The organism is Flavobacterium sp. HJSW_4 (assembly GCF_042436695.1).
Taxonomy (GTDB): domain Bacteria; phylum Bacteroidota; class Bacteroidia; order Flavobacteriales; family Flavobacteriaceae; genus Flavobacterium.
In genome coordinates, this window is record NZ_JBHNPP010000033.1 from 1 (window position 1) to 22,384 (window position 22,384).

Consider the following 22,384-nt stretch of genomic DNA (forward strand, 5'->3'; position numbering starts at 1 on the left):
GGAAAATTAGTTCCAACAGATATTGGAACTATTGTTACAGATTTCTTAGTAAAGAATTTCGGAAACATTTTAGATTATAATTTCACAGCAAAAGTAGAGCAAGACTTTGACGAAATTGCTGAAGGAAATATTGACTGGGCTAAAATGATGCAGGAGTTCTACAATCAATTTCACCCAAATGTAAAAGAAGTTGAAGCAAATGCTGAACGTGAAAGTGGTGAGAGAATTCTAGGAAAAGATGCAGACGGAAGACAAGTTTCTGTTCGTTTAGGAAAATTTGGGCCAATGGCGCAAATTGGAGAAGCAGATGATGAAGATAAAAAGTTTGCTAGTTTAATGGCAGACCAAAATATAGGAAACATTACACTTGAAGAAGCTTTGAACTTGTTCTTGCTTCCGAAGAGTTTAGGTGAATATAAAGGGGAAGAAGTTGAAGTGAATAATGGTCGTTACGGTCCTTATGTTCGTCACGGAAGCGTTTTTATTTCATTGCCAAGAGGAGAAGATCCGCTTAATGTTTCTAAAGAAAGAGCTCAGGAGTTAATTGACGAAAAAGCACTAGCTGATGCGCCAATTGCAGTTTACAAAGGAGAAGGAGTTCAAAAAGGAGTGGGACGTTTTGGACCATTTATTAAATGGAACGGACTTTTCGTGAATGTGAGTAAAAAATACAATTTTGATAATTTGTCTCAGGCTGATGTTGAGGAATTAATTGAAGATAAATTACAAAAAAACATTGACAAAGTTCTTCATAACTGGGAAGAAGAAGGAATTGTAGTAGAAAAAGCCCGTTGGGGACGTTCTGTGATTCTAAAAGGGAAAATCAAAATTGAATTAAGTAAAGATGTTGATGCAACAAAATTAACATTGGCTCAGGTTCAAGAAATGATTGCCGCTAAAACACCAGCGAAAAAAGCGCCTGCAAAGAAAACCGCAGCTAAAACAACAACGGCTAAAAAAGCACCAGCTAAAAAAACAGCTACTAAAAAGAAATAAGTATATAAATGGAATTTGATTTTCTAGAACCAGTTAATGACGGAATTGTAAAATTCGTCGGAGCACTGTCTTCACAAGAGCTTGGAAGCAAAGTTGTCTTCCATACCCAAGATCAGTTTCCTGATATTGCACAGATTAATATTGCTATAATTGGTGTTTTAGAAGACCGTACAAATATTAATATGATTAACGAAGTTAATCTTTCTGCTGTACGTAAAAAACTATATGGTATGTTTCCTGGCAACTGGGACGCTTCAATTGCTGATTTAGGAGATATACTTGCAGGTGATTCTGTAGAGGATACTTATTATGCATTAAAGAAAGTAACTTCTGCCTTAATTAAGAATAAAGTCATTCCTATAGTCCTGGGAGGTTCTCAAGATTTGACCTATGCTTTATATCGTGCTTACGATGACTTGGAGCAGATGGTAAATCTAGTTGCTGTTGATAATAAATTTGATTTTGGTAAAGAAAATGAGTCGGTTTCGGCTAATTCTTACCTGACTAAAATTATTATTGATGAGCCAAATAACCTTTTCAATTACTGTAATATAGGATATCAAACCTATTATAATTCACAAGAAGAAATCGACTTGATCGAAAAGTTGTTTTTTGATGCTTATCGTTTGGGTGAGATTTCGAATAAAATTACTTTGGCGGAGCCAGTTTTTAGAGATGCGGACTTGGTAAGTATAGATTTGAATTCTGTAAAATCTTCTGCTTCAGCAAACATGGTTACTTTTGAGCCAAATGGATTTAACGGAAAAGAGATTTGTGCTTTGGCTAGATATGCCGGCATCAGTGATAAAGTTTCTTCTTTTGGGATATTTAATCATAATAGTACAACGGCAGAATCGGCTATTATTGCTCAGATTACATGGTACTTTATTGAAGGATATCATTATCGCTCTAAAGAATATCCTTTTGGAAGTCGAGCAAACTATTTAAAGTATATAGTTCCGCTTGATGATGAAGAATTGATCTTCTATAAAAGTGACAAAACTGATCGTTGGTGGATAGAAATTCCATTTGAATCAAACGGTAACAATAAATTGAAAAGAAATACGTTATTACCATGTTCTTACGACGAATATTTGTCGGCTTGCAATCAAGAATTGCCAGAAAGATGGTGGAAAGCGCAACGAAAAAATGCTTTATAGATCGAAAATTTAAGCGAAATCTTAAATTTTTAAAATCAGTTTAAAAATGTTAAAATTAATTAGTAAGAAAAAATATACAATATATAAAAATTAACGTTTTACATCGGTTTTTTGTCACAGTTTATCGATGAAATATTTTTTTTTTATTTTATTTAACATTATTTTTGAACGGTAAAATAAATTCGCAAGTAGTATTGTTTTTTAGATAAATAATAAATACGTTTACGGACTTTTAATAATGAATAGATAATCCCAAATTTATATGAAGAAGTTTATTGCATTTGCAGCAATGTTAACACTAGTAATCGGCTGTGGTAAGTCAGGTGACAAAGGTGAATTAGTTGGTGTTACAGGAGGGAAATGGCATCCCGAGAAGCCTTATGGAATGACATTAGTTCCGGGTGGATCTTTTATTATGGGTAAATCAGATGCTGATTTAGCTAACGTAGAAGATGCTCCAACTAAAACTGTAACTGTTCGTTCATTCTACATGGATGAAACTGAAATTACAAATAGTGAGTATCGTCAATTTGTGGAATGGGTAAAAGATTCTACAATGAGAGTTCGTTTAGCAATCTTAGCTGACGAAACAGGGCAGAAAGCTGCTGATGGAAAAGGTAAAAAGACAGGAAGCATTGCTGACTACGCTTTTAATGATTCTGATCCAGAAAAAATGACAGCTTACGATAAATATATGTATGACAACTATTATAGTGTTGGTACAAAAGATGATCCGTATGCTGGAAGAAAATTAAACAGAAAAGTTAAGTTAATTAAAGATACAAAAGCATATCCAGATGAGTATTACACTGAGGTAATGGATTCTATGTATTTGCCAATTGAAGAATCATACAATGGTTTAAGAACAATTGATGTAAATAAATTGAAATTCCGTTATTCTTGGATGGATATTCAAGCTGCTGCAAAAGCAAAAGTTGGAAAAAGAAGTGACTTCGTAAAAACTGAACAAGTAAATGTTTACCCTGATACTGCAGTTTGGATTAAGGATTTTGCTTACTCATATAATGAGCCAATGCATAATGATTACTTCTGGCACAAAGCTTATGGAGATTATCCTGTAGTTGGTGTTACTTGGAAACAAGCTAAAGCATTCTGTGCTTGGAGAACTTTAAATAAAAACAGTTATATCAAATCTAAGAAAAAAGGACGTGACTTAGTTAACTCTTTCAGATTACCAACTGAGGCAGAGTGGGAGTACGCTGCTAGAGGAGGTCTGGAGTCTGCTACTTACCCATGGGGAGGTCCTTACACTAAGAGTGATAGAGGTTGTTTCTTAGCAAACTTTAAGCCAAGTAGAGGAGATTATGCTGCTGACGAAGCTTTATATACAGTTGAAGCTAAATCTTACGACGTAAACGGTTACGGATTATACAACATGGCAGGAAACGTTTCTGAGTGGACAGATTCAGCTTATAATCCAAATGCTTACGAATACGTATCAACAATGAATCCAAACGTAATTGACGGTAAAAACCAAAGAAAAGTAGTTCGCGGAGGTTCTTGGAAAGACGTTGCTTATTTCCTACAGGTAAGTACACGTGACCACGAATACGCAGATTCTGCTAGAAGTTACATCGGATTCAGAACTGTACAAGATTACATGGGAACGCAAGTTACCGGAAACAGAAAAAAGTAATTTATAATTTTATCAATATCCAACAAATCTATTTTAAACCTAAAAAAAAAGTATTATGGCATTATTAAGTAAAAAAGCAATGAATTTCGCTTATGGTATGGGAGCGGCAGTGGTAATCGTTGGAGCGTTATTCAAAATTACTCACTTCGAGATTGGACCTTTAACAGGTACAGTTATGCTTTCAGTAGGATTACTTACTGAGGCGTTAATTTTCGCGCTTTCTGCTTTCGAACCAGTTGAAGACGAACTAGATTGGACTCTAGTTTACCCAGAATTAGCTAATGGACAAGCTAGAGAGAAAAAAGCTAAAGCTGAAAACCCAACTGAAGCTCAAGGATTATTATCTCAAAAATTAGATTCATTATTAAAAGAAGCTAAAATTGACGGTGAATTAATGTCAAGTTTAGGAAACAGCATCAAAAACTTCGAATCTGCTGCTAAAGGAATTGCTCCAACAGTTGATTCTATCGCTTCTACTAAAAAATATGGTGAAGAGTTGTCTTTAGCTGCTGCACAAATGGAATCATTAAACAGTTTATATAAAGTACAGTTAGAAAGTGCTTCTAGAAATGCTGAAGCTAACAAAGAAATTGCTGAAAACGCTTCTAAATTGAAAGAACAAATGGCATCTATGACTGCAAATATCGCTTCTTTAAACAGCGTTTATGGTGGTATGCTTTCTGCAATGAGTAACAAAGGATAATTAGTTTTTAACTAAATATTAAATTTATTAATAAAGAACTAATTAGAAAAAAATGGCAGGAGGAAAATTAACCCCTAGACAGAAGATGATCAACCTGATGTATCTGGTTTTCATCGCAATGTTAGCAATGAACGTATCAAAAGAAGTTATTTCTGCTTTTGGTTTGATGAATGAAAAATTCGAAGCTGCAAATACTTCATCGGTTACAACAAATACTTCTTTACTTCAATCATTAGATCAGAAGGCTAGTGAAGCAAAAGGTGAGTTCGCAATTGCTGCGGTTACTGCTCACAAAGTTGAAACTATCTCTAAAGAATTTTATGATTATATCGGAAGCTTAAAAGCTCAGTCTATCAAAGGTTTTGAGGTAGAAAAAGAAACTGGAAAATTACCTTACGAGGCAATGGATAGAGGTGATAATATCGACGACTGGTTCACAGGAGACGGTTACACTAAAAAAGGTAACGAAATTATCGCTAAAATCGAAAAATATAAAGCGGACATGAAAGCTGCTTTAAGTGATAAAAAATATGCTCCAATTATCGCAGAGATTAATAAGAAATTTGATGTTTCTGACGTAAAAAATAAAGAAGGTATAAAAGAAAAATACTTAGCTTACCACTTTAAAGGATTTCCTGCAATTGCATCAGCTGCAAAGCTTTCAGCTTGGCAAAATGATGTTAAAAAAGCAGAAACTGACGTTTACAACAGTGCTTTAGGAAAAGCTGCGGTTGCTGCTGCTTCTTATAGCAACTACCAAGCGATTGTTGTATTAGACAAAAATGCTTATTTCCAAGGTGAAAAAGTTACAGGTAAAGTTGTTTTAGGTCGTTACGATGAAAACACTACACCTACTTCATTCCAGGGTCCTGGACAAATTGTTAACGGACAAGCTGTTATCTCTTTAACTGCAGGTGGAGTTGGAGAACAAGACATCAATGGACAATTTACTTTCTTAGAGGATGGAAAAAATATTCCATTAAAATTCTCTGGAAAATATGTTGTAGTTCCAAGACCAAACGCAGCTACAATCTCTGCAGACAAAATGAACGTTGTATATAGAGGAGTTGTTAACCCAATCTCTGTATCTTTTGCAGGTGTTGATGCTAACAAAATTGTTGCTAGTGCTCCAGGTTTAGCTTCTGCTGGAAAACCAGGAAAATATAACATGAGCCCAGGTCAAGGTACTGAAACTACAATTTCTGTAACTGGTACTTTACCAAACGGTGATAAAGTAACTGATAAGAAAACATTCAGAATTAAAGGTATTCCTGGGCCAACAGGTACAATTAGAGGTGAGATGGGAGTTGTTAAAGGTCCTAAATCTAACTTAGAGATTGCTACTATTGGTGCTAAACTTCTTGATTTTGATTTTGAAGTTGGTTTAGATGTTGTTGGATTCAATATGAAAATTGCTGGACAACCTACAGTTGTTGTTACAGGAAACAAAATGAATGCACAATGTAAACAAGTACTTTCAAGAGCAGGTAAAGGAGACCAAGTTACTATTTCTGAAATTAAAACTAAACTTGTTGGAGCTGGTAGTTATTTATTACCAAGAACTGCTCCTGTAATTTACGAAATACAATAATAAAGTAGTGTAAGCTACATTCAATATCTTATAACGATACCACGATGAAAGTAAGAAATTTATTAATAGCTATTGTTTCTATCGCTGGAGGTTTTGCTTCTAATGCGCAATCTAATTTGCTAAACGCTAAAACTCCTGCTCAGATTGGACTTAAAACTCCAGCTCAATTGATATCTGATAATGATAAGCCATTGGCTTATGGTTATGTGGATGATAGAGATGTCTTGATGGGAAAAACAACATGGGAAATCATTGATTTAAATGAGAAAATTAACTTTCCAATGTACTTTCCGGTAGATACAGCTAATATTGGTCCAAACAGACGTTCTCTTTATGATGTTTTAACTAAGGCTATTAAAAGTGGAAAAGTTACTGAAGTGTATACTGACAGTTATTTCAACACTAAAAAATCTATGAAAGACATCGAAGGATCATTATCTCGTATTGATACAACAGATGCAGGTAGAGAGTTAATTAACCAATATCCAGATGACTACAAATCACGTGTTGTAAAGAAAAAAGTTGTTTCTGGTAAAGGTAAAAATAAGTCAGTTTCTTATGTTGAAGAGACAGTTGGGCCAACTAGAACAGTTCCTGCTGAATATATCTTAAAACAAGATTTAACTGCTGCAGATGTTACTCAGTATAAAATTAAAGGATACTGGTATTTTGATAAACGTCAAAGTGAATTGAAATATCGTTTACTTGGAATTTGTCCAGTAACTCCAGACGTTTATACAATGAATAGTGATGAAAAGGATTATATTGAATTGTTTTGGGTATTTTTCCCTAATGCCAGAGAAGCATTGCATGAAGCAAAAGCTTTCAATGACAACAACTCAGCTCTTCCAATCTCATTTGATCAGATTTTAAATTCTAGACGTTTTAATGCTGTTGTTTACAAAGAAGAAAACCTTTATGGAGACAGAGCAATTAGCGATTACATGAAAGACAACGCACAAAATCAGTTGTTAGAATCTGAAAGAGTGAAAGAAAAAATTCGCAACTTCGAACAAGATATGTGGAACTACTAAGTTGATACATAGCATAATAATTAAAAAACTCTTATTACCTTTGTAGTAAGAGTTTTTTTTATGTCTATAAATTTATAATAGCTAATTGAATTGCACTAAAAGCATTATTTTTATTTATGTAAGAAAAATAACAATATTTATGATAAAATTTCGTTTAATGTCTTGTAAAAATTATAATGATGGAAGTAAGAAATTTATTAATTGCTATTGTTGCTGTTCTTGGAAGCGTATCTTCTAATGCTCAGTCTAATTTACTTAATGCCAAAACTGCTGATCAGATCGGGATTAAGACACCAGCTCAAATGATATCTGACAATGATAAACCGCTAGCTTATGGTTATGTAGATGATCGAGATGTTTTGATGGGAAAAATGGTTTGGGAGATTATCGATTTAAATGAAAAAATTAATTTTCCGTTGTATTTTCCTGTGGATACTGCTAATATTGGACCAGATAGGCGTTCGCTTTATGATATCTTGACAAAAGGGATCAGGGATGGAAAGATAACTGAAGTGTATACAGACAGTTATTTTAATACTAAAAAATCTTTAAAAGACATACAAGGAGCATTATCGCGTGTCGATACTACAGATGCTGGCCGAGAACTTATTAATCAATACCCAGATGATTATAGAACGCGTGTTGTTAAAAAGAAAGTCATTACTGGGAAAGGAAAAAATAAAAAAGTCACTTATGTTGACCAAACAGTTGGACCAACGAGAACGGTTCCTGCTGAATATATTTTGAAACAAGATTTGACCGCCGCAGATGTTAGTATGTACAAGATTAAAGGATTTTGGTATTTTGATAAAAGACAAAGCGATTTAAAATATCGTTTGCTTGGAATTTGTCCTGTAACTCCTGATGTTTATACGATGAACAGTGACGAAAAAGATTATATTGAACTGTTTTGGGTTTTCTTCCCTAATGCCCGAGAGGTGTTGCATGAAGGAAAAGCTTTTAATGATCAAAATTCAGCACTGCCCATTTCATTTGATCAAATCTTAAATTCGCGACGTTTTAATTCTATAATTTATAAAGAAGAAAATGTATATGGTGATCGTGAGATTAAAGATTACATTAAAGACAATGCGCAAAGTCAGCTCTTAGAATCTGAAAGAGTAAAAGAGAAGATTCGTAATTTAGAACAAGATATGTGGAATTACTAAATCTCTAAATCTACAATTATAAGAAAAACTCTTGCTACCTTTGCAGTAAGAGTTTTTATTTTATCTATATTACCAATGCTTGATTATTTAATCGTCGGATCTGGGCTTGCCGGAATTTCCTTTGCAGAAATCGCCCTTAAGAACAATAAATCTATTTTAGTTGTTGATGACAAATCGCAAAATTCTTCGCGAATTGCGGGAGGCTTGTATAATCCGGTAATTTTAAAACGTTTCAGTGAAGTTTGGAATGCAAAAGAGCATTTGGTTTTAATGAACGAGTTTTATGATCAGGTTGAAGATAAACTGCAAGAAAAATTCAACTACAAAATGCCTATTTTAAGAAAGTTCTTTTCGATTGAAGAACAGAACAATTGGTTTGCCGCTTCAGACAAAATTAATTTAGCGCCTTTTTTGTCTACAAAACTGATTACAAAAAAATATCAAAGTATTGATTCTCCTTATGATTATGGAGAAGTTTTGCATACTGGCTATGTTAAGACCGGTCAATTATTAGAAAGCTACAGAGAGTATTTAAAAGAGAATAATTTACTTCTGGAAGAATCTTTTCATAGTTCTTTCCTGGATATTCTTGATTCAGGAATTCAATATAAAAACATTAAAGCCCGTAATATTATTTTTGCAGAAGGCTTTGGCTTGCATAAAAATCCATATTTTAATTATCTGCCTTTGGATGGAACAAAAGGGGAGTTGTTTTTAATAAAAGCACCTGATTTAAAATTAGATGTTATTGTTAATACAAGTGTTTTTATTTTGCCAATAGGCGGTAATTTGTTTAAAGTTGGAGCGACCTATAATTGGCATGACAAAACAGATCTTCCGACCGAAGAGGGTAAACAGGAACTTTTGGATCGTATAAAAGAGATTATTACCTGCGATTTTGAGATCGTAAAACACTTTGCTGGCGTTCGTCCAACAGTTGCCGATAGGCGACCATTAGTAGGAACTCATGAAGCCTACAAGAGTATTCATCTTCTTAACGGATTAGGAACACGTGGTGTGATGTTAGGGCCTGCTTTGGCAAAAATGTTATATGAGAATATTGAAAATGAAACTCCTATAGATAAAGAAGCCGATATAAAACGTTTCCACAAAAGATATTTAAAATCTCTTAATTTTGACCAGCGTTAGGATCATAAGAAACAAACATATTAATGTATAAGTTTCTTGAAAGGCGTAATACAAACGGAAACAAAACAACCAATGTCACGATAATTGAAATGAAAGCTTGTTCTATTGTTGCTCCAAAAAAGACAAAAGAAACAATAAAAGCTGCAATTCCTACGGCAACATTTAATCCGTAACTAACATACATTGCGCCGTAAAAAAAAGAAGGTTCAATTTGGTATTTGAATCCGCAGTGGCTGCAATTTTCATTCATTTTGAGAACTTTGCTTAAATGAAGCGGATTTTTGTCTTCATACATGCTTTCTTTTTGGCATTTTGGACAACTTCCTGTTATTATGCTATTTAGTTTGGAACCTCTTTTGAACATTTTAAGTAAATTTTTATTGTCTTTAATTCACCTCGATTGTACTTAGGATTACAGTGTGAAAAGGAGAATTTATTTAAGGCAAATATAAGGTATTTTCAAGGTTTAAGCTATTTAATCAGGATAAAAACTTACAGTCTCTTAAACTGAATTTTGAATATAATGTTTGTTCTCCCTATTCCTTTTTTTCTAAAATGTATATTGGTAGTATATTTTTCAGTAGAATTGTTTTTGGTTTGATTAAAGAAAGAAAATTGAAAATTACACGAGGCTTTTAGTTTTGAATTTTCCAAAAGCTATTGTTTTTCAGTATAAAAACTTCAATTAAAAGTTATACTTTTGCACTTTCAAAATTGTAACAGGATAATTCACTTGTTTACAGTTTATTTATTTAATGAATAAAAGGTTTTTTTAACCTTTAGATTTACAGCAATATATTATGCTTAACATACACAATCTTTCCGTTTCTTTTGGAGGAACCTATTTATTTGAAGAAGTTACTTTTCGTTTAGGCGCCGGCGACCGCGTAGGTCTTGTTGGTAAAAACGGAGCAGGTAAATCTACAATGCTAAAAATGTTAGCAGGAGATTTCAAGCCAGATTCAGGAGTTATTTCTCAAGAAAAAGATATCAGAATGGGATTCCTTCGTCAGGATATTGATTTTGAGCAAGGGAGAACTGTTTTGGAAGAAGCATACGAAGCTTTTACTGAGATTAAAGTTGTTGAGAAAAAATTAGAAGAAATCAATCATCAATTGGTTACTAGAACTGATTATGAAAGTGAAGAATACGGACAGATTATAGAAGATTTGTCTGATTACACACACCGTTTTGATCTTCTTGGAGGTTATAATTATGTTGGAGATACAGAGAAAATCCTTTTAGGTTTAGGTTTTAAAAGAGAAGTTTTTAATAATCAAACGGAAACATTTTCTGGAGGATGGAGAATGCGTATCGAATTGGCTAAATTGTTATTGCAGTCAAATGATGTATTGCTTCTGGATGAGCCTACCAACCACTTAGATATTGAGAGTATCATTTGGTTAGAGAATTTCCTTCGTAATTATCCTGGAGTTGTGGTAATCGTTTCGCACGATAAAATGTTCTTAGATAATGTTACCAACAGAACAATCGAAATCTCTTTAGGAAAAGCATACGATTTCAATAAACCATATTCTCAATATTTAGAACTGCGTCATGAAATTCGTGAGAAGCAATTAGCAACTCAAAAGAATCAGCAGAAAAAGATTGAAGAAACAGAAAAATTAATCGAGAAATTCCGTGCAAAAGCTTCAAAAGCTTCGATGGCACAATCGTTGATTAAAAAATTAGATAAAGTAGAAAGAATCGAAGTGGACGAAGATGATAATTCGGTAATGAATATTTCTTTCCCAGTTTCTAAAGAACCAGGAAAAGTAGTTATTGAAGCTGAACACGTAACAAAAGCTTACGGAGACAAAACGATTCTGAAAGATATTAGTTTATTAGTTGAAAGAGGAAGTAAAATTGCTTTCGTTGGACAAAACGGACAAGGAAAATCGACTTTCATCAAAGCTCTTGTAAACGAATTTGAATATGAAGGAAATATCAAATTGGGACACAATGTACAATTAGGATATTTTGCTCAAAATCAAGCGGAATATTTAGACGGAGAAATTACTTTGCTTCAAACAATGGAAGACGCGGCGACAGACACAAACCGTATGAAAGTTCGCGATATGTTAGGTTCTTTCCTTTTTCGCGGAGACGATGTAGAGAAAAAAGTAAAAGTACTTTCTGGAGGAGAGCGTAACCGTTTGGCGCTTTGTAAACTATTGTTACAGCCAATCAACGTATTGCTGATGGATGAGCCTACGAACCACTTAGATATTAAATCTAAAAACGTTTTAAAAGCGGCACTTCAAAAATTCGGCGGAACTTTATTATTAGTTTCTCACGACAGGGATTTTCTTCAAGGAATGTCGAATATCGTTTATGAATTTAAAGATCAGAAAATTAAAGAATATCTTGGAGATATCAACTTCTTCTTAGAACAACGCAATTTGGAAAATATGCGTGAAGTGGAGAAAAAAGATGTTGTAAAAGCAGCGGCTCCAAAAGAGAAAGAGGTTTCTAAAGTTTCTTATGAAGATCAGAAGAAAACAAAAGCGCTTCAAAATAGATTAAGCAAAATCGAAAGTCAGATTCAGCAATTAGAAAAAGACATTCAGCATGACGATAAAGCGCTAGAAACGAACTACGATAAGCATATCGAAGACGCTTCGTTTTTTACTGCTTACAACAAAAAGAAAGAAGATTTAGATAAATTGCTAGCAGACTGGGAAATCGTTCAAGAAGAGATTGATAGTTTTAATGCGTAGTTTGCAGTCGCAGTCTCAGTTTTCTGTCTCAGTAAAATATTTAAAAAAACCTTTGTCAAGTTCTAACTTTTGACAAAGGTTTTTTAGTTTTAGATTATCCAAAATAAAGTCCATCAAGAGACTGAAAACCGAGACTGCGACTGATATAACTAAAAAAAATCTACTTAATAATTCCAATAGATCTAGAATGTTCAATCGCTTTGCTACTTTCTTTAAAATAACAAACCGAAACATTCAGGCTTTCTAAATTGTTTAAAATCTTTTTTACTTCATTTTTTTGAGTTTTGCCTGTTTGTCTAATATAAACAGCAATTACTGTAACTGGAAATATTTTGCAAATTCTCTCGTAAAGCATTGGATCGTGCTGAGAATCATCGCCCATTAAAACGTATTTTAAAGTAGGGTAGAATTCAACGACATGTTTGATTTTATCATATTTATGATCGTGATTTCCTCTTCCGCTCATAAAGAAATCGGTAATTCCTCTTTTGATGTCTTTTAGAAGGAAAACCGCTTTTGGCAGTTTGTGTATTTTGGTGAATTTGGCAATAAATCGGTATAAATTCCATTCGCTGCTAGAGATGTAGAAAAAAGCATTTACTTCTTCTTCGCTATCTCTTCCTGCTGAGCTTAAAGCTTGATAATGAGGAACAACATCCTTGAAAACTTTTCGATCGTTTACATTTTTAAATAATAAAATATAAAGTTTTCGAAAGAAGTTATTTGTGTGCGAAATCAGAAAAGTGTCGTCAATATCAGATATGATTCCGAGTTTTCCTTTGTGAGGTCTTATAAAACTGCCTTTGCAAGTTACGGTTTCATTGTTGTATTTTAGACTCACTTCATAAGTCATCCATCCAAAATGTGTTTCTTTTTCTAACGGAATGCAAAAGTTGAAAAAGCCGTCGTCTAATGTTTTAGTGTGAATTACTTCTCCATTATAATGAAGATAAACATCAAAATTTTTAATGGTTTTTATTCGGAACAATTTGAGAATCGAAGTGGCGTTTTTTAATTTCCTTTTCTCAAAATCATATTTATGTTCCCTTTTTAAAACATGTCCCATTACAATTAACTCTTGCTCATTTGCATAACCTCGATATAATTGTAGAATTGGTTTCATTTATGTACATTTATGTAACTGTAATTTACTTAATTTAATTGGTTTTAAAAATAAAATTTTGAAAAAGAATATTCTGTTTGTTGTAAATCCTATTTCTGGAGACTTGGATAAATCAGATTTAATTGATGCTGTTGAAGAATTTGCAACAACCAATCATTTTGATTTAGAAGTCTATGAAACGACGGGAAAAAATGATTTAAAAGCGATACAATCTATATACGATCAATATGTACCAGAACGAATTATTGTTGCTGGAGGTGACGGAACGATAAAAATGGTAGCCGAAGCAATGGAAGATCAAGATGTTATAATCGGGATTTTGCCTGCTGGTTCTGCAAACGGACTTTCGGTTGACTTAAATCTTCCTACTGGAATAGAGGAGAATCTTAAAATAGCCTTTTTGCATCATTATATCGAAATGGATATGATTTGCATCAACGGTAAAAAAAGCATTCATTTAAGCGATCTTGGTTTAAATGCAAATCTCGTTAAAAACTACGAGCAAAGTGATGTTCGAGGTTTTTGGGGTTATGCATTGCAGGCCTTTACAACGCTGAAAGAATCTGAAGATCCGTTTGTGGCTACAATTTCAGCAAATAACAAAACAGTTGAACATGTAGCAAGAATGATTGTAATTGCTAATTCGCAGAAATATGGAACGGGAGTAATTATAAATCCGAATGGTGCTATGAATGATGGCAAGTTTGAATTGGTGATTTTAAAAAGTCTCGATCTGCTTTTAATCGGAAAAATAATTACGGGAAATATGCCAATCGATTCTGATGACATTGTGATTATTTCAACTGATAGAGCAGAAATAAAAACAGATTATCCAGTTAATTTTCAAATTGATGGAGAATATTGTGGAGCGCAGACTTCGTTAGAAATCGATATTCTGCACAAACAAATGAAAATTGCTGTTCCTTGATTTTATTTAAATGGATTGCGTTCTTGCCATTCCGTTTTGGGTTCCAGATAATTGAAAAATCTAGAAATGTTATGGTTTATTAAAGCATTGCTATGCGTAATTAAACCATACATTTTTACAGGTTTTGCTCCAACAGAACTTTTGATTTCAAGAGCGGTTCTAGCAAAAACAATTTCTTTGAAACCTTTTTTGATCGAATAAGCAATCATATCATAAAGCATGTTTAAATACAGCATTTTTTCGCGCTGAACACTTTCATCATAACCAAGAAAATAAGTGTCCATTATGTCTCCGTTTTTGATTAAAGTATTGAAACCAATTAGTTTTTCGTCTAAGAAATAACCATAGAGAAGAAATTTTTCTCCCATGATTTCTTTGAAAAAACTGAAATGATTTCGAGCCAGAAAAAAAGTATTGAAAGGGGCATTTTTAGCCACATGAAAATACAAATCGTAAATTACATCTTCATATTGTTTAATGTCAGAAAGCGACATCTGCTGTTTTATAATTCCTTCCGATTTTTTACGAGCACGTTTGTATTGATCACGATATTTTTTTAATAAAGCATCGATATAATCTTGTTCGGTTTTCCAGTTTTCGTTGATTTCAAAAATCATATTCGGCTGCGTCGAAAACGTGTAATTGTTTTTGAATTCAGCTTGAAGCGGTTCGATTTCTTTTGCTGTAAAGTCTTTAATGCTGGTAATATGAACTTTCTTTCCGCTTTCTTTTAAATCCTTTTTTAGCTGATTAATTGCTTTATGAAGTGTTTTAATTGCTTTTGATTCTTTGATTTTTTCATCAAAAACAAAAGCATTCTGACCAGTAAGCATATTGTTTCCAACGAATAAAACGTGTGAAGCAAAATTCTTTAAGGCGAAATTACGAACAGAAGTTTTTAAGCATTTATCGCGTTCGCCAAAAGACTCTAATTTTTCTGCAAATAAGAACTGCGTTAAAACAATTCCGATTAGTTTTTCTTCTTCAAAAAGTCCGATAAAATGGCAAGTCATGTTTACTGGACAAGAGTTTTCCAGTACTTCGAGATATTCTCGTGTCAAAAAAATATTATTTGCTGCGAGCGAGTTCCATTCTAAAGGCAATAACGATGCGCTTTTGTAAATTTGGAAAGAATATGTTGTATTCAAAAGAGTGAGCTAATTTCTTCAAAATTAGATAATATTTATAATAACTATCCAGCTTTAAGTTATTATTAAGAAAAACCCGTTTGAAATGAGTTTTTCAAACGGGTTCTGTATGTTGATTTTTAAGCAAATCCGCAGATGATTCCGCCCATAAGAGTCAAGGTTAGCGTCCAATATCCAGCATGAATGAAAATATATTTCCAAGATTTTCTTTCGAATAAACCATTAATTCCAATTAGCGGAAATGCGAAAAATAATCCAGACATAAAACCGTGAAGCGCGCCATGTTTAAAAGTTCTGTAAGCCATTCCGTAATCTGCCATAAAAGCTGCAAATGAAGGTTTTGCACTATCGATCAACGGCGGTCCACCAACCATTCCGATTGCTCCAGACTGATGGATGGTTAGTGACATTAGAGTCATCGTAATCATTAGTGAAAAAAGATACGTTAATCCGAAGATTTTAAGCATATTTCCTTTTTTTAACTCTTCTTGAGTCAGATTGTTTTCTTTCATCCAGATCGTTCCAAATACTTTTTGGTTGTACCAGATAAAACCAGTTACTAATGTTACAATTGCTGCAATAAATAAAGCGGCGAAGTTAATTTGCATGATATGAGGTTTTTAGAATTAGTTGTTCAAATGTAATAAAAATATTGAGCACTAAATTGTTTTGATATTTATTAAACCGAGTCTTGGTTGTCAAGATCCAAATTTGAAGGTGCTGAAGTTATTTTTTGTAATATTGACAAGGTAAATAGTTGTAAAATGAAGATTCATATTTTTGGTGCGTCCGGAAGTGGCGTTACAACAACAGGTAAAGCATTAGCTGAAAAAATGCATTTTGAATATTTAGACAGTGATGATTATTTTTGGGAAACTACAGGTGTACCATTTACCTTAAAAAGAGATCCCGAAGTGAGAAACTCAAAAATAAAATCGGATCTCGAAAGTTTGGGAAATTGGATTTTAGGCGGTTCTATATTTGAATGGGGAGAAAATGTTTTCCCAGATTTTGATTTAGTTGTGTTTCTATGGATTCCATCTCAAATTAGAATGGAAAGGTTGAAGAAAAGAGAATTTGAAAGGTATGGAAACGTAATTTATAATGATCCTGAGAGAATACAGCAATTCGAAAATTTTATCAAATGGGCTGAGGATTATGATAACAATACTGGAATTGCAAGTAGAAATTTTGAGGCTCATAAAAAATGGCTAGCCTCTATTAACTTTGATGTTTTAGAGATTTCAGGTGATTTAACGTTAGAACAGCGAATAGATATCATTCTAAACAAAATTAAAAATCTAAATAAATAGCACGAGTTTTTGAATCAAAAGAGTTTCTTTTAAAATTGAAATTTAGATGTACTGCAATTAGGCTTTAAGAAAAGTGTTAGGATAGTTGTGAAAAGATTGTTTATTTGTTGGTATTTTGTCGATGTTTTTATGAATTATGTCGAACGAATTATATAATTTTACACTCGTAACAAATCCCAAATCTGTTATGAAAGTTTTAATTACGATTTCTTTTGTATTTGCTTTTTCGCTAAGTGTTTTGGCAGATACCGTTTCGGATAAAGAAAAAGAAGCGCTTATAAAATTGTATCATGCAACAAATGGTTTGCAATGGAAAAAACAGTGGAATTTAAATCTGTCTGTTTCTACTTGGTACGGTGTTAAAGCTGAAAATGGAAAAGTGATTGGGTTAAATTTGGCAGACAATAATCTGCAAGGAGAATTACCCGAAGAGCTTTACGATCTTGTAAATTTAGAATCGCTCAATCTGGAAAAGAATAAAATTGAAGGAAATTTGTCTTCTTCAGTTTTTAATCTAAAAGAACTGGAATTGCTTAATATTGCTGATAATAAATTATCTGGCGCAATTCCGACTTCAATTTGCCAATTAGGAAAATTGAAAGATTTAGAGCTTTTTATGAATAATATTTCAGGAGAGCTTCCTTTGGAAATTGGAAAGCTGAATCAGTTGGAAGTTTTGGCTGTTTTTAATAACGAGATTAACGGAAAACTGCCTGTTTCGATTTATAAAATTTCAGGTTTGAAAGTACTGTTGCTGAACAATAATAAGTTCTCGGGAAGTTTGACAAATGAAATTATTAATTGGAACGCGCTTGAGAATTTTAGTTTGTTTGATAATGATTTTACAGGCGAAATTCCTCTGGAAATTGAAAAGCTTGCCCGTTTGGAAGAATTGAATCTTTCGTATAATAAATTTACAGGCGAAGTTTCAAAAAAGATAGCGGTGTTAGACGCTTTAAATATGACAATGATGGATGAAAACGGAAATCCATTTTTATTAGAAATAAACCAAGAAAATAAATTACAATAGTTACCAAAACCAATCGATGCTTATGAATGAATTTTACATTTAGTTAATTATTAAAACCGTAATTTCTTACGGTTTTTCGTTTTTTAGACGTGAAGGTTTCTTGAAAAAATAACATTTAATTTAGAATGGAATTCTTTATGTTTGTCTAAAATTTTTATAACTTTAATAAAAGTATCAGAGAACCAAAAACCGAGTAATTGGCGGTATTACTAATCACTTAATAAAAAGAAATCATGACGCTACAATATCAGGGAGAACAATACGGAAAACCAACAACTTTTACAATTAGAATTATTGGTAACAACTTGTCAAAAAGCAGTTCAAACTATCAGATTGATCTTTTGGTTGGAGATAAAAAATTGCCAACTTTCACAAGTGAAATTCACCAAAGTCTTTCTAACTGCTTAAAAGAAATTTATTTGTTTAGAAAACATAACGGAATCAAATTTGAAGAATCAACAGAGAAAATAGTTTCGCTTTATGTTCCTTATGATAAAGTTTTGTACAGCCACAATAAATATGCTTTATTCAGAGCATAAATTTTTCTCAAAACAGGATAGCAAAAAAAGACCAATTATATTGGTCTTTTTTATTTTATTACGATCAAAAAAAGAGAAGTTTTTTCATCTGAAATCACTTCTCTTTTTTGTTATCGAATTATCTTCAAATAAGCGCTATAAGGATTGTCTGTAATTGAGGTGCGCATATAATATACATTTTCGTCTTTTTCTTTTAAATCGAACTGAATTAAGCCTGCATCGCAATAATAGTAAAGCAAATTGTCGTCAGCAGGAAATTCAATATTTGAAATTGGAAGCGTTGTTAGTTTTTCTTCAAAAGCTATTTCGCCGTTTGATAAGTCCAATTCAAAAAGTTTCTTATTGCGAGTGTATCCCCAAAGATTATCAACTTCTTTAACGATATATTCTACATTGTCGCCTTTAAAATCAGTTTTCCAAAGCTGAGTTCCTGTTTTAGAATCAACAGCGTAAATAGAAGAAACTTCAGAGCCTTGTGATGCAAAATATAGTTTTTTGTCGTGGCAAACTATGCGTTCTTTAACGTTGTTTTGATTTTCCTCTATTTTAAATTGCCATAAAACATCTAAGCTATTTGGCTTTAATGCATATAGCCAATTTTTGTCGCCAGCTATAAAAATACTTTCGCCATCTGTAACCGGTTTCCCAGTCATGGTTTCGTCAAAACTTTTTTGGTTCAGCAGTTTTCCTGTAGAGGCTTCAAAACAATACACATTATTTCCGCTTTGAGTGAAAATCTTATTGTCGAAAAATAATGGCTCAATATCGTTGTTTGGCGTGTCTAATTTGTAGTTCCAAGCCAAGCTTCCGTCTTTTAAATCCAAAGCATACAAATTGCTGCTCTGATTTTGATTTTGAGCAGTAATAAATAGTTTTCCGTTAGCTATAATTGGAGTCTGATCTTTTAGAACAACCTGATCTTTGATATTGCCTAATCTCGATTTCCAAAAAATAGTTCCTGTACCGTTGTCTACTGCGTAAATTTCGCCATTAATAAAAGGAATATATACAACTCCATCATGAATAGTTATTTTATTGGCACACATTTCAGCATGAGCATCTGAAGCTTTTACAGTCCAAACAATGCTTTCTACTTCTAGATCCCAAGAAAAAAGAGAACCGTCGTAATCGTAAATTAAAATAGAAGTATCGTCTAAAGAGATTTTTTTCAGCGGTTTTAAAGACTTGTTGGTTACAGCTTCTTCCACAGGTAATTTACTGTTAGTATAGTTAGTTTTGCTGGCGGGCGCTTGTCCAGACATATTTGCAAAGGCGAATACAAATAAAAGGGCTATTAATTTGTGTTTCATTTTAAGATTTGGGTTGATTTTTTGATTGTTTTATATAATCAGAAATTACTCATTTATAACTTTTTGTTTGCTTTGTTATTGTGTTTGATGTGTTGTGTTTCCTAATTTAGGGCTTATTTGTAGGTTTTGTAGCCTTTCGATATTCTTCTCAAAATATTCAAACATTTAACGAAGTAAATATAAACAAAAAAAGCTCCAGATTTCTCTAGAGCTTTTGACTTAGTAAGTAGTCCGTGGGGGAATCGAACCCCCCTTACCAGGATGAAAACCTGGCGTCCTAACCGATAGACGAACGGACCTGCTTTGCTATTGCGGGTGCAAAAGTGCAACTATTTTTGGATTGTACAAAGCTTTTTTGAAAAAACTTTTTTAGAAATTTTGAAGAAAGAGCGGCTTTGATCCATTTTTGTTTATTGATAATCGAAGTTAATGGTTTTGTATTTATTTGATTAATAAATATTTGTTTTGAGATTAGGAAGCTAAAAAACGTCAATTGTAGGTTCTTTTTGAAAGAAAAATATTTTTTAGAAATATTGAAATATTTTTGTTTTGAAAGAATATTCGTATGATTGTGACTGGTTGTTTTTATTGGTTTTGAAGTTAAAACTAATAAAAATGAGAATGAAAACATTTCCTATATTCGCTTGAATAAAAATGAAGCTATCCTACAAATTCAATTTCACAAAAAAACTGGAAAGTTAATGGCAATTTTAAATTGTATTTAAAAGATTAAACTATGGAGATAATAATTAGGAAATCCTATTTGTTTTGGGATGGCGATGCCTACAAATATGGTGGATTTGGACAAATAATTCAGAAATGCTCTTCTGTTTCTGAAGCCGAAGATTTAATCGAAAAACTGACTGTCGATTTTCTAAGAAATGACAATCCGATGATTAAAGATTTTGTTTATTCGAATAACGATTATGTTGCATTGATCGAAAAGGTATCTTCTTTTTTTGAACAAGAATTTAAACTAAATTTCGATACTGATTTTTGGTTGCCAGCAAGTGCAACTGATAGTCAGGTATTAGAATTATCAAAGCTTTTTTCATTTCCTTTTTACTCTGTAATTGAAAAAGAGAATGATCATTTTTATATAAACGAATTAAATGACGCTTTTTGGACTGAAAGTGAAATAACGGCAATAAAAATCTCCGCTTGGGATTTTACTACTATTTGTCCAGGAATGACAGGTGCAATAAAGCAACTGTACAATGATGCAGAAACTGCCAAAAAGGATGGAAGCAAAAAGTTACTTTCTCATCTTGTTAATGAAAATTATGGACTTTTCAGCAAACTCGAAAATGTAAATGAATTGCAATTTGTGCATGACTGGCATAATCAAGTAGATTATTATGCAGAGATTTTACCAAACAATATTGTAAGTGAAAAAACAGATGAAATTATGAAAAGAATTAAAAGAATCGTAAATATAGAAGATGCTTTTAAAACTAAAGAAATTTCATTTGAAGAAGCAATGGCATTTGAAGAGATTATGTAAAAAAAGCTCCAGATTTCTCTGAAGCTTTTTTTTATTCTGATTAAAAAATTAGAATAGCACTTTATTTATTGATTAGCTTTTCAAGTCTTGCCATCATTTCATCTTTCTCTTTCAGCATACGCTCAAATAAAGCAATTTTCTCTTCGTGAAGTTTTTTTAATTCTTCAATAGGATTGAAGTTGAAAGTTGAATTAGGATTTCCAACGCAAGCATTATCTCCAAAAGTATTGGCAATTACATTTATCGCTTGTTCTTCATCAAAATTCTGAAAAGCTTCAACGGGAATTTTTAAAGAATTTGAGATTTGTTTAAGTAGAGAATCCTCGATTATATCTTTCTGCTCCAGCATAGAAATTTTCTTCTGGTTCCAATCTTCGCCCAGATCATAAGCCAATGCTTCTTGTTTGATGCCAAGCATTTCTCTGAATCGTTTTACGTTTCTTCCCTGATGAATTTTCTGTTCCATAAATGAATCTTGATTTTCTGAAGGCTCAAAGATAAAGCCATTTCGATTAAAAAACCTGAATTTCAAAGATAAAAAAATATCTGTAAATATTCTTTTTGTCAGATATTATATCGAAATTTGAGATGATTTATCCTTTTGAAAGGATGTAATTTTCTCTTCACTTCGTTTAATTTGTACAAGATAGTATTAAGAAGTTTTCTTATGAAAATTAAATCTATGTTAAAGGAGCGGTTTTAATTCAATATTAATTTTGAAATTTGTGAAATGTCTAATTAACAACGAGATAATATGGAAACACAGATTATAGAGCTAGAAAAAAAATACTGGCACGGAGTTGAAAATGATGATTATGAAACAGTAAAAAACTTGACGATGTTTCCTTGCGTAGTTGCTGGAAAAAACGGTATTCAGAGTATCAACGAGGAGGAATTTAAAAAAATGTTTGACTCGGGACAGACCAATAAAATAAAAGTGCTTAATATTTATGATGTAAAAGAAAAACTAATTTCTGAGAACACTGTCGTAATAGGATATCTTCTGGATTTTACAATATTAGATGACAGTCAAAAAACGCCTATAAAGTGTGTTTGCACTTCTACTTGGATTAAAGAAAATAATAAATGGGCTTGTGTAATGCATACCGAGACAGAACTGGAAAAAAGTTAGTAATGTGAAGTATTTGCACTTGTGAATGTTACAAGATATAATAAAAAAAGCTCCAGATTTCTCTGAAGCTTTTTTTATTAGTAGCGGGAACAGGACTCGAACCTGTGACCTTCGGGTTATGAGCCCGACGAGCTGCCTACTGCTCTATCCCGCGATGTTTCGGGTGCAAAGATACACA

The 22,384-nt window shown here is 32.7% G+C and carries 21 protein-coding genes and 2 tRNA genes; 15 read left to right on the forward strand and 8 right to left on the reverse strand.

What is annotated here, in order from left to right; translation table 11 throughout:
* From ACE01P_RS21090 to ACE01P_RS21125, 8 genes are all read left to right on the forward strand, one after another.
* The coding region (locus ACE01P_RS21090) for a topoisomerase C-terminal repeat-containing protein (protein WP_379701020.1) at window positions 1–996 on the forward strand (996 nt) is incomplete at its 5' end.
* Between the two features lie 8 nt (window positions 997–1,004).
* Window positions 1,005–2,156 (forward strand): formimidoylglutamase, encoded by a 1,152-nt coding sequence (locus ACE01P_RS21095; RefSeq protein WP_379701021.1) that lies wholly within the window; start codon window positions 1,005–1,007, stop codon window positions 2,154–2,156.
* Between the two features lie 262 nt (window positions 2,157–2,418).
* Window positions 2,419–3,813: a gliding motility lipoprotein GldK gene (gldK, locus tag ACE01P_RS21100; RefSeq protein ID WP_379701022.1), complete on the forward strand. Its 1,395-nt coding sequence runs from the start codon at window positions 2,419–2,421 to the stop codon at window positions 3,811–3,813.
* Window positions 3,814–3,868: 55 nt separating this feature from the next.
* Window positions 3,869–4,516, forward strand: a complete 648-nt coding sequence (gldL, locus tag ACE01P_RS21105; RefSeq protein WP_379701023.1) for a gliding motility protein GldL — start codon at window positions 3,869–3,871, stop codon at window positions 4,514–4,516.
* 52 nt (window positions 4,517–4,568) lie between these two features.
* Window positions 4,569–6,107, forward strand: a complete 1,539-nt coding sequence (gene gldM, locus ACE01P_RS21110; protein ID WP_379701024.1) for a gliding motility protein GldM — start codon at window positions 4,569–4,571, stop codon at window positions 6,105–6,107.
* 44 nt (window positions 6,108–6,151) lie between these two features.
* A complete protein-coding gene (gene gldN, locus ACE01P_RS21115; RefSeq protein WP_379701025.1) occupies window positions 6,152–7,141 on the forward strand; it encodes a gliding motility protein GldN in 990 nt (329 codons plus the stop codon).
* Window positions 7,142–7,320: 179 nt separating this feature from the next.
* Window positions 7,321–8,310, forward strand: coding sequence for a gliding motility protein GldN (gene gldN / locus ACE01P_RS21120; RefSeq protein ID WP_379701058.1), 990 nt, complete (start codon window positions 7,321–7,323; stop codon window positions 8,308–8,310).
* Window positions 8,311–8,385: 75 nt separating this feature from the next.
* On the forward strand, window positions 8,386–9,459 hold the full coding sequence (locus ACE01P_RS21125; protein ID WP_379701026.1) for an NAD(P)/FAD-dependent oxidoreductase: 1,074 nt from the start codon (window positions 8,386–8,388) through the stop codon (window positions 9,457–9,459).
* On the opposite strand, the gene ACE01P_RS21130 is transcribed toward ACE01P_RS21125, so the two are convergent.
* The gene (locus ACE01P_RS21130; RefSeq protein ID WP_379701027.1) at window positions 9,440–9,823 is read right to left on the reverse strand and encodes a DUF983 domain-containing protein; all 384 of its coding nucleotides are present in this window, start codon (window positions 9,821–9,823) and stop codon (window positions 9,440–9,442) included. The two genes, ACE01P_RS21125 and ACE01P_RS21130, sit on opposite strands and share 20 nt — an antisense overlap.
* A 436-nt stretch (window positions 9,824–10,259) precedes the next feature.
* On the opposite strand from ACE01P_RS21130, the gene ACE01P_RS21135 reads away from it, so the two are divergent.
* A complete protein-coding gene (locus ACE01P_RS21135; protein ID WP_379701028.1) occupies window positions 10,260–12,179 on the forward strand; it encodes an ABC-F family ATP-binding cassette domain-containing protein in 1,920 nt (639 codons plus the stop codon).
* Between the two features lie 160 nt (window positions 12,180–12,339).
* On the opposite strand, the gene ACE01P_RS21140 is transcribed toward ACE01P_RS21135, so the two are convergent.
* A complete protein-coding gene (locus ACE01P_RS21140; protein ID WP_379701029.1) occupies window positions 12,340–13,302 on the reverse strand; it encodes an App1 family protein in 963 nt (320 codons plus the stop codon).
* 58 nt (window positions 13,303–13,360) lie between these two features.
* Here ACE01P_RS21140 and ACE01P_RS21145 point away from each other — a divergent pair, with 58 nt between their 5' ends.
* The gene (locus ACE01P_RS21145) at window positions 13,361–14,230 is read left to right on the forward strand and encodes a diacylglycerol/lipid kinase family protein (protein ID WP_379701030.1); all 870 of its coding nucleotides are present in this window, start codon (window positions 13,361–13,363) and stop codon (window positions 14,228–14,230) included.
* A gap of 2 nt (window positions 14,231–14,232) precedes the next feature.
* Here ACE01P_RS21145 and ACE01P_RS21150 read toward each other — a convergent pair whose 3' ends face one another.
* On the reverse strand, window positions 14,233–15,378 hold the full coding sequence (locus tag ACE01P_RS21150) for an 8-amino-7-oxononanoate synthase (RefSeq protein WP_379701031.1): 1,146 nt from the start codon (window positions 15,376–15,378) through the stop codon (window positions 14,233–14,235).
* Window positions 15,379–15,497: 119 nt separating this feature from the next.
* A complete protein-coding gene (locus ACE01P_RS21155) occupies window positions 15,498–15,986 on the reverse strand; it encodes a DUF1761 domain-containing protein (RefSeq protein WP_379701032.1) in 489 nt (162 codons plus the stop codon).
* Between the two features lie 156 nt (window positions 15,987–16,142).
* Here ACE01P_RS21155 and ACE01P_RS21160 point away from each other — a divergent pair, with 156 nt between their 5' ends.
* The 3 genes from ACE01P_RS21160 to ACE01P_RS21170 all read left to right on the forward strand — a co-directional run bounded on the left by ACE01P_RS21160 (window position 16,143) and on the right by ACE01P_RS21170 (window position 18,260).
* Window positions 16,143–16,691: an adenylate kinase gene (locus ACE01P_RS21160; protein ID WP_379701033.1), complete on the forward strand. Its 549-nt coding sequence runs from the start codon at window positions 16,143–16,145 to the stop codon at window positions 16,689–16,691.
* 187 nt (window positions 16,692–16,878) lie between these two features.
* On the forward strand, window positions 16,879–17,721 hold the full coding sequence (locus ACE01P_RS21165; RefSeq protein WP_379701034.1) for a Two component regulator three Y domain protein: 843 nt from the start codon (window positions 16,879–16,881) through the stop codon (window positions 17,719–17,721).
* Between the two features lie 233 nt (window positions 17,722–17,954).
* Window positions 17,955–18,260 (forward strand): hypothetical protein, encoded by a 306-nt coding sequence (locus ACE01P_RS21170; protein ID WP_379701035.1) that lies wholly within the window; start codon window positions 17,955–17,957, stop codon window positions 18,258–18,260.
* Window positions 18,261–18,370: 110 nt separating this feature from the next.
* Here the strand turns inward: ACE01P_RS21170 and ACE01P_RS21175 are convergent, their stop codons facing one another.
* Together ACE01P_RS21175 and ACE01P_RS21180 are read right to left on the reverse strand one after the other, a co-directional pair.
* A complete protein-coding gene (locus ACE01P_RS21175) occupies window positions 18,371–19,570 on the reverse strand; it encodes a PQQ-binding-like beta-propeller repeat protein (RefSeq protein WP_379701036.1) in 1,200 nt (399 codons plus the stop codon).
* Window positions 19,571–19,797: 227 nt separating this feature from the next.
* Window positions 19,798–19,869 (reverse strand) — tRNA-Glu (locus ACE01P_RS21180).
* A gap of 437 nt (window positions 19,870–20,306) precedes the next feature.
* Here ACE01P_RS21180 and ACE01P_RS21185 point away from each other — a divergent pair.
* The gene (locus ACE01P_RS21185) at window positions 20,307–21,074 is read left to right on the forward strand and encodes a hypothetical protein (RefSeq protein ID WP_379701037.1); all 768 of its coding nucleotides are present in this window, start codon (window positions 20,307–20,309) and stop codon (window positions 21,072–21,074) included.
* 61 nt (window positions 21,075–21,135) lie between these two features.
* Here ACE01P_RS21185 and ACE01P_RS21190 read toward each other — a convergent pair whose 3' ends face one another.
* Window positions 21,136–21,540, reverse strand: a complete 405-nt coding sequence (locus ACE01P_RS21190; protein WP_379701038.1) for a helix-turn-helix domain-containing protein — start codon at window positions 21,538–21,540, stop codon at window positions 21,136–21,138.
* Window positions 21,541–21,828: 288 nt separating this feature from the next.
* Here ACE01P_RS21190 and ACE01P_RS21195 point away from each other — a divergent pair, with 288 nt between their 5' ends.
* On the forward strand, window positions 21,829–22,206 hold the full coding sequence (locus ACE01P_RS21195) for a DUF4440 domain-containing protein (protein WP_379701039.1): 378 nt from the start codon (window positions 21,829–21,831) through the stop codon (window positions 22,204–22,206).
* A gap of 81 nt (window positions 22,207–22,287) precedes the next feature.
* On the opposite strand, the gene ACE01P_RS21200 is transcribed toward ACE01P_RS21195, so the two are convergent.
* Window positions 22,288–22,360 (reverse strand) — tRNA-Met (locus ACE01P_RS21200).
* Window positions 22,361–22,384 lie beyond the last annotated feature (24 nt).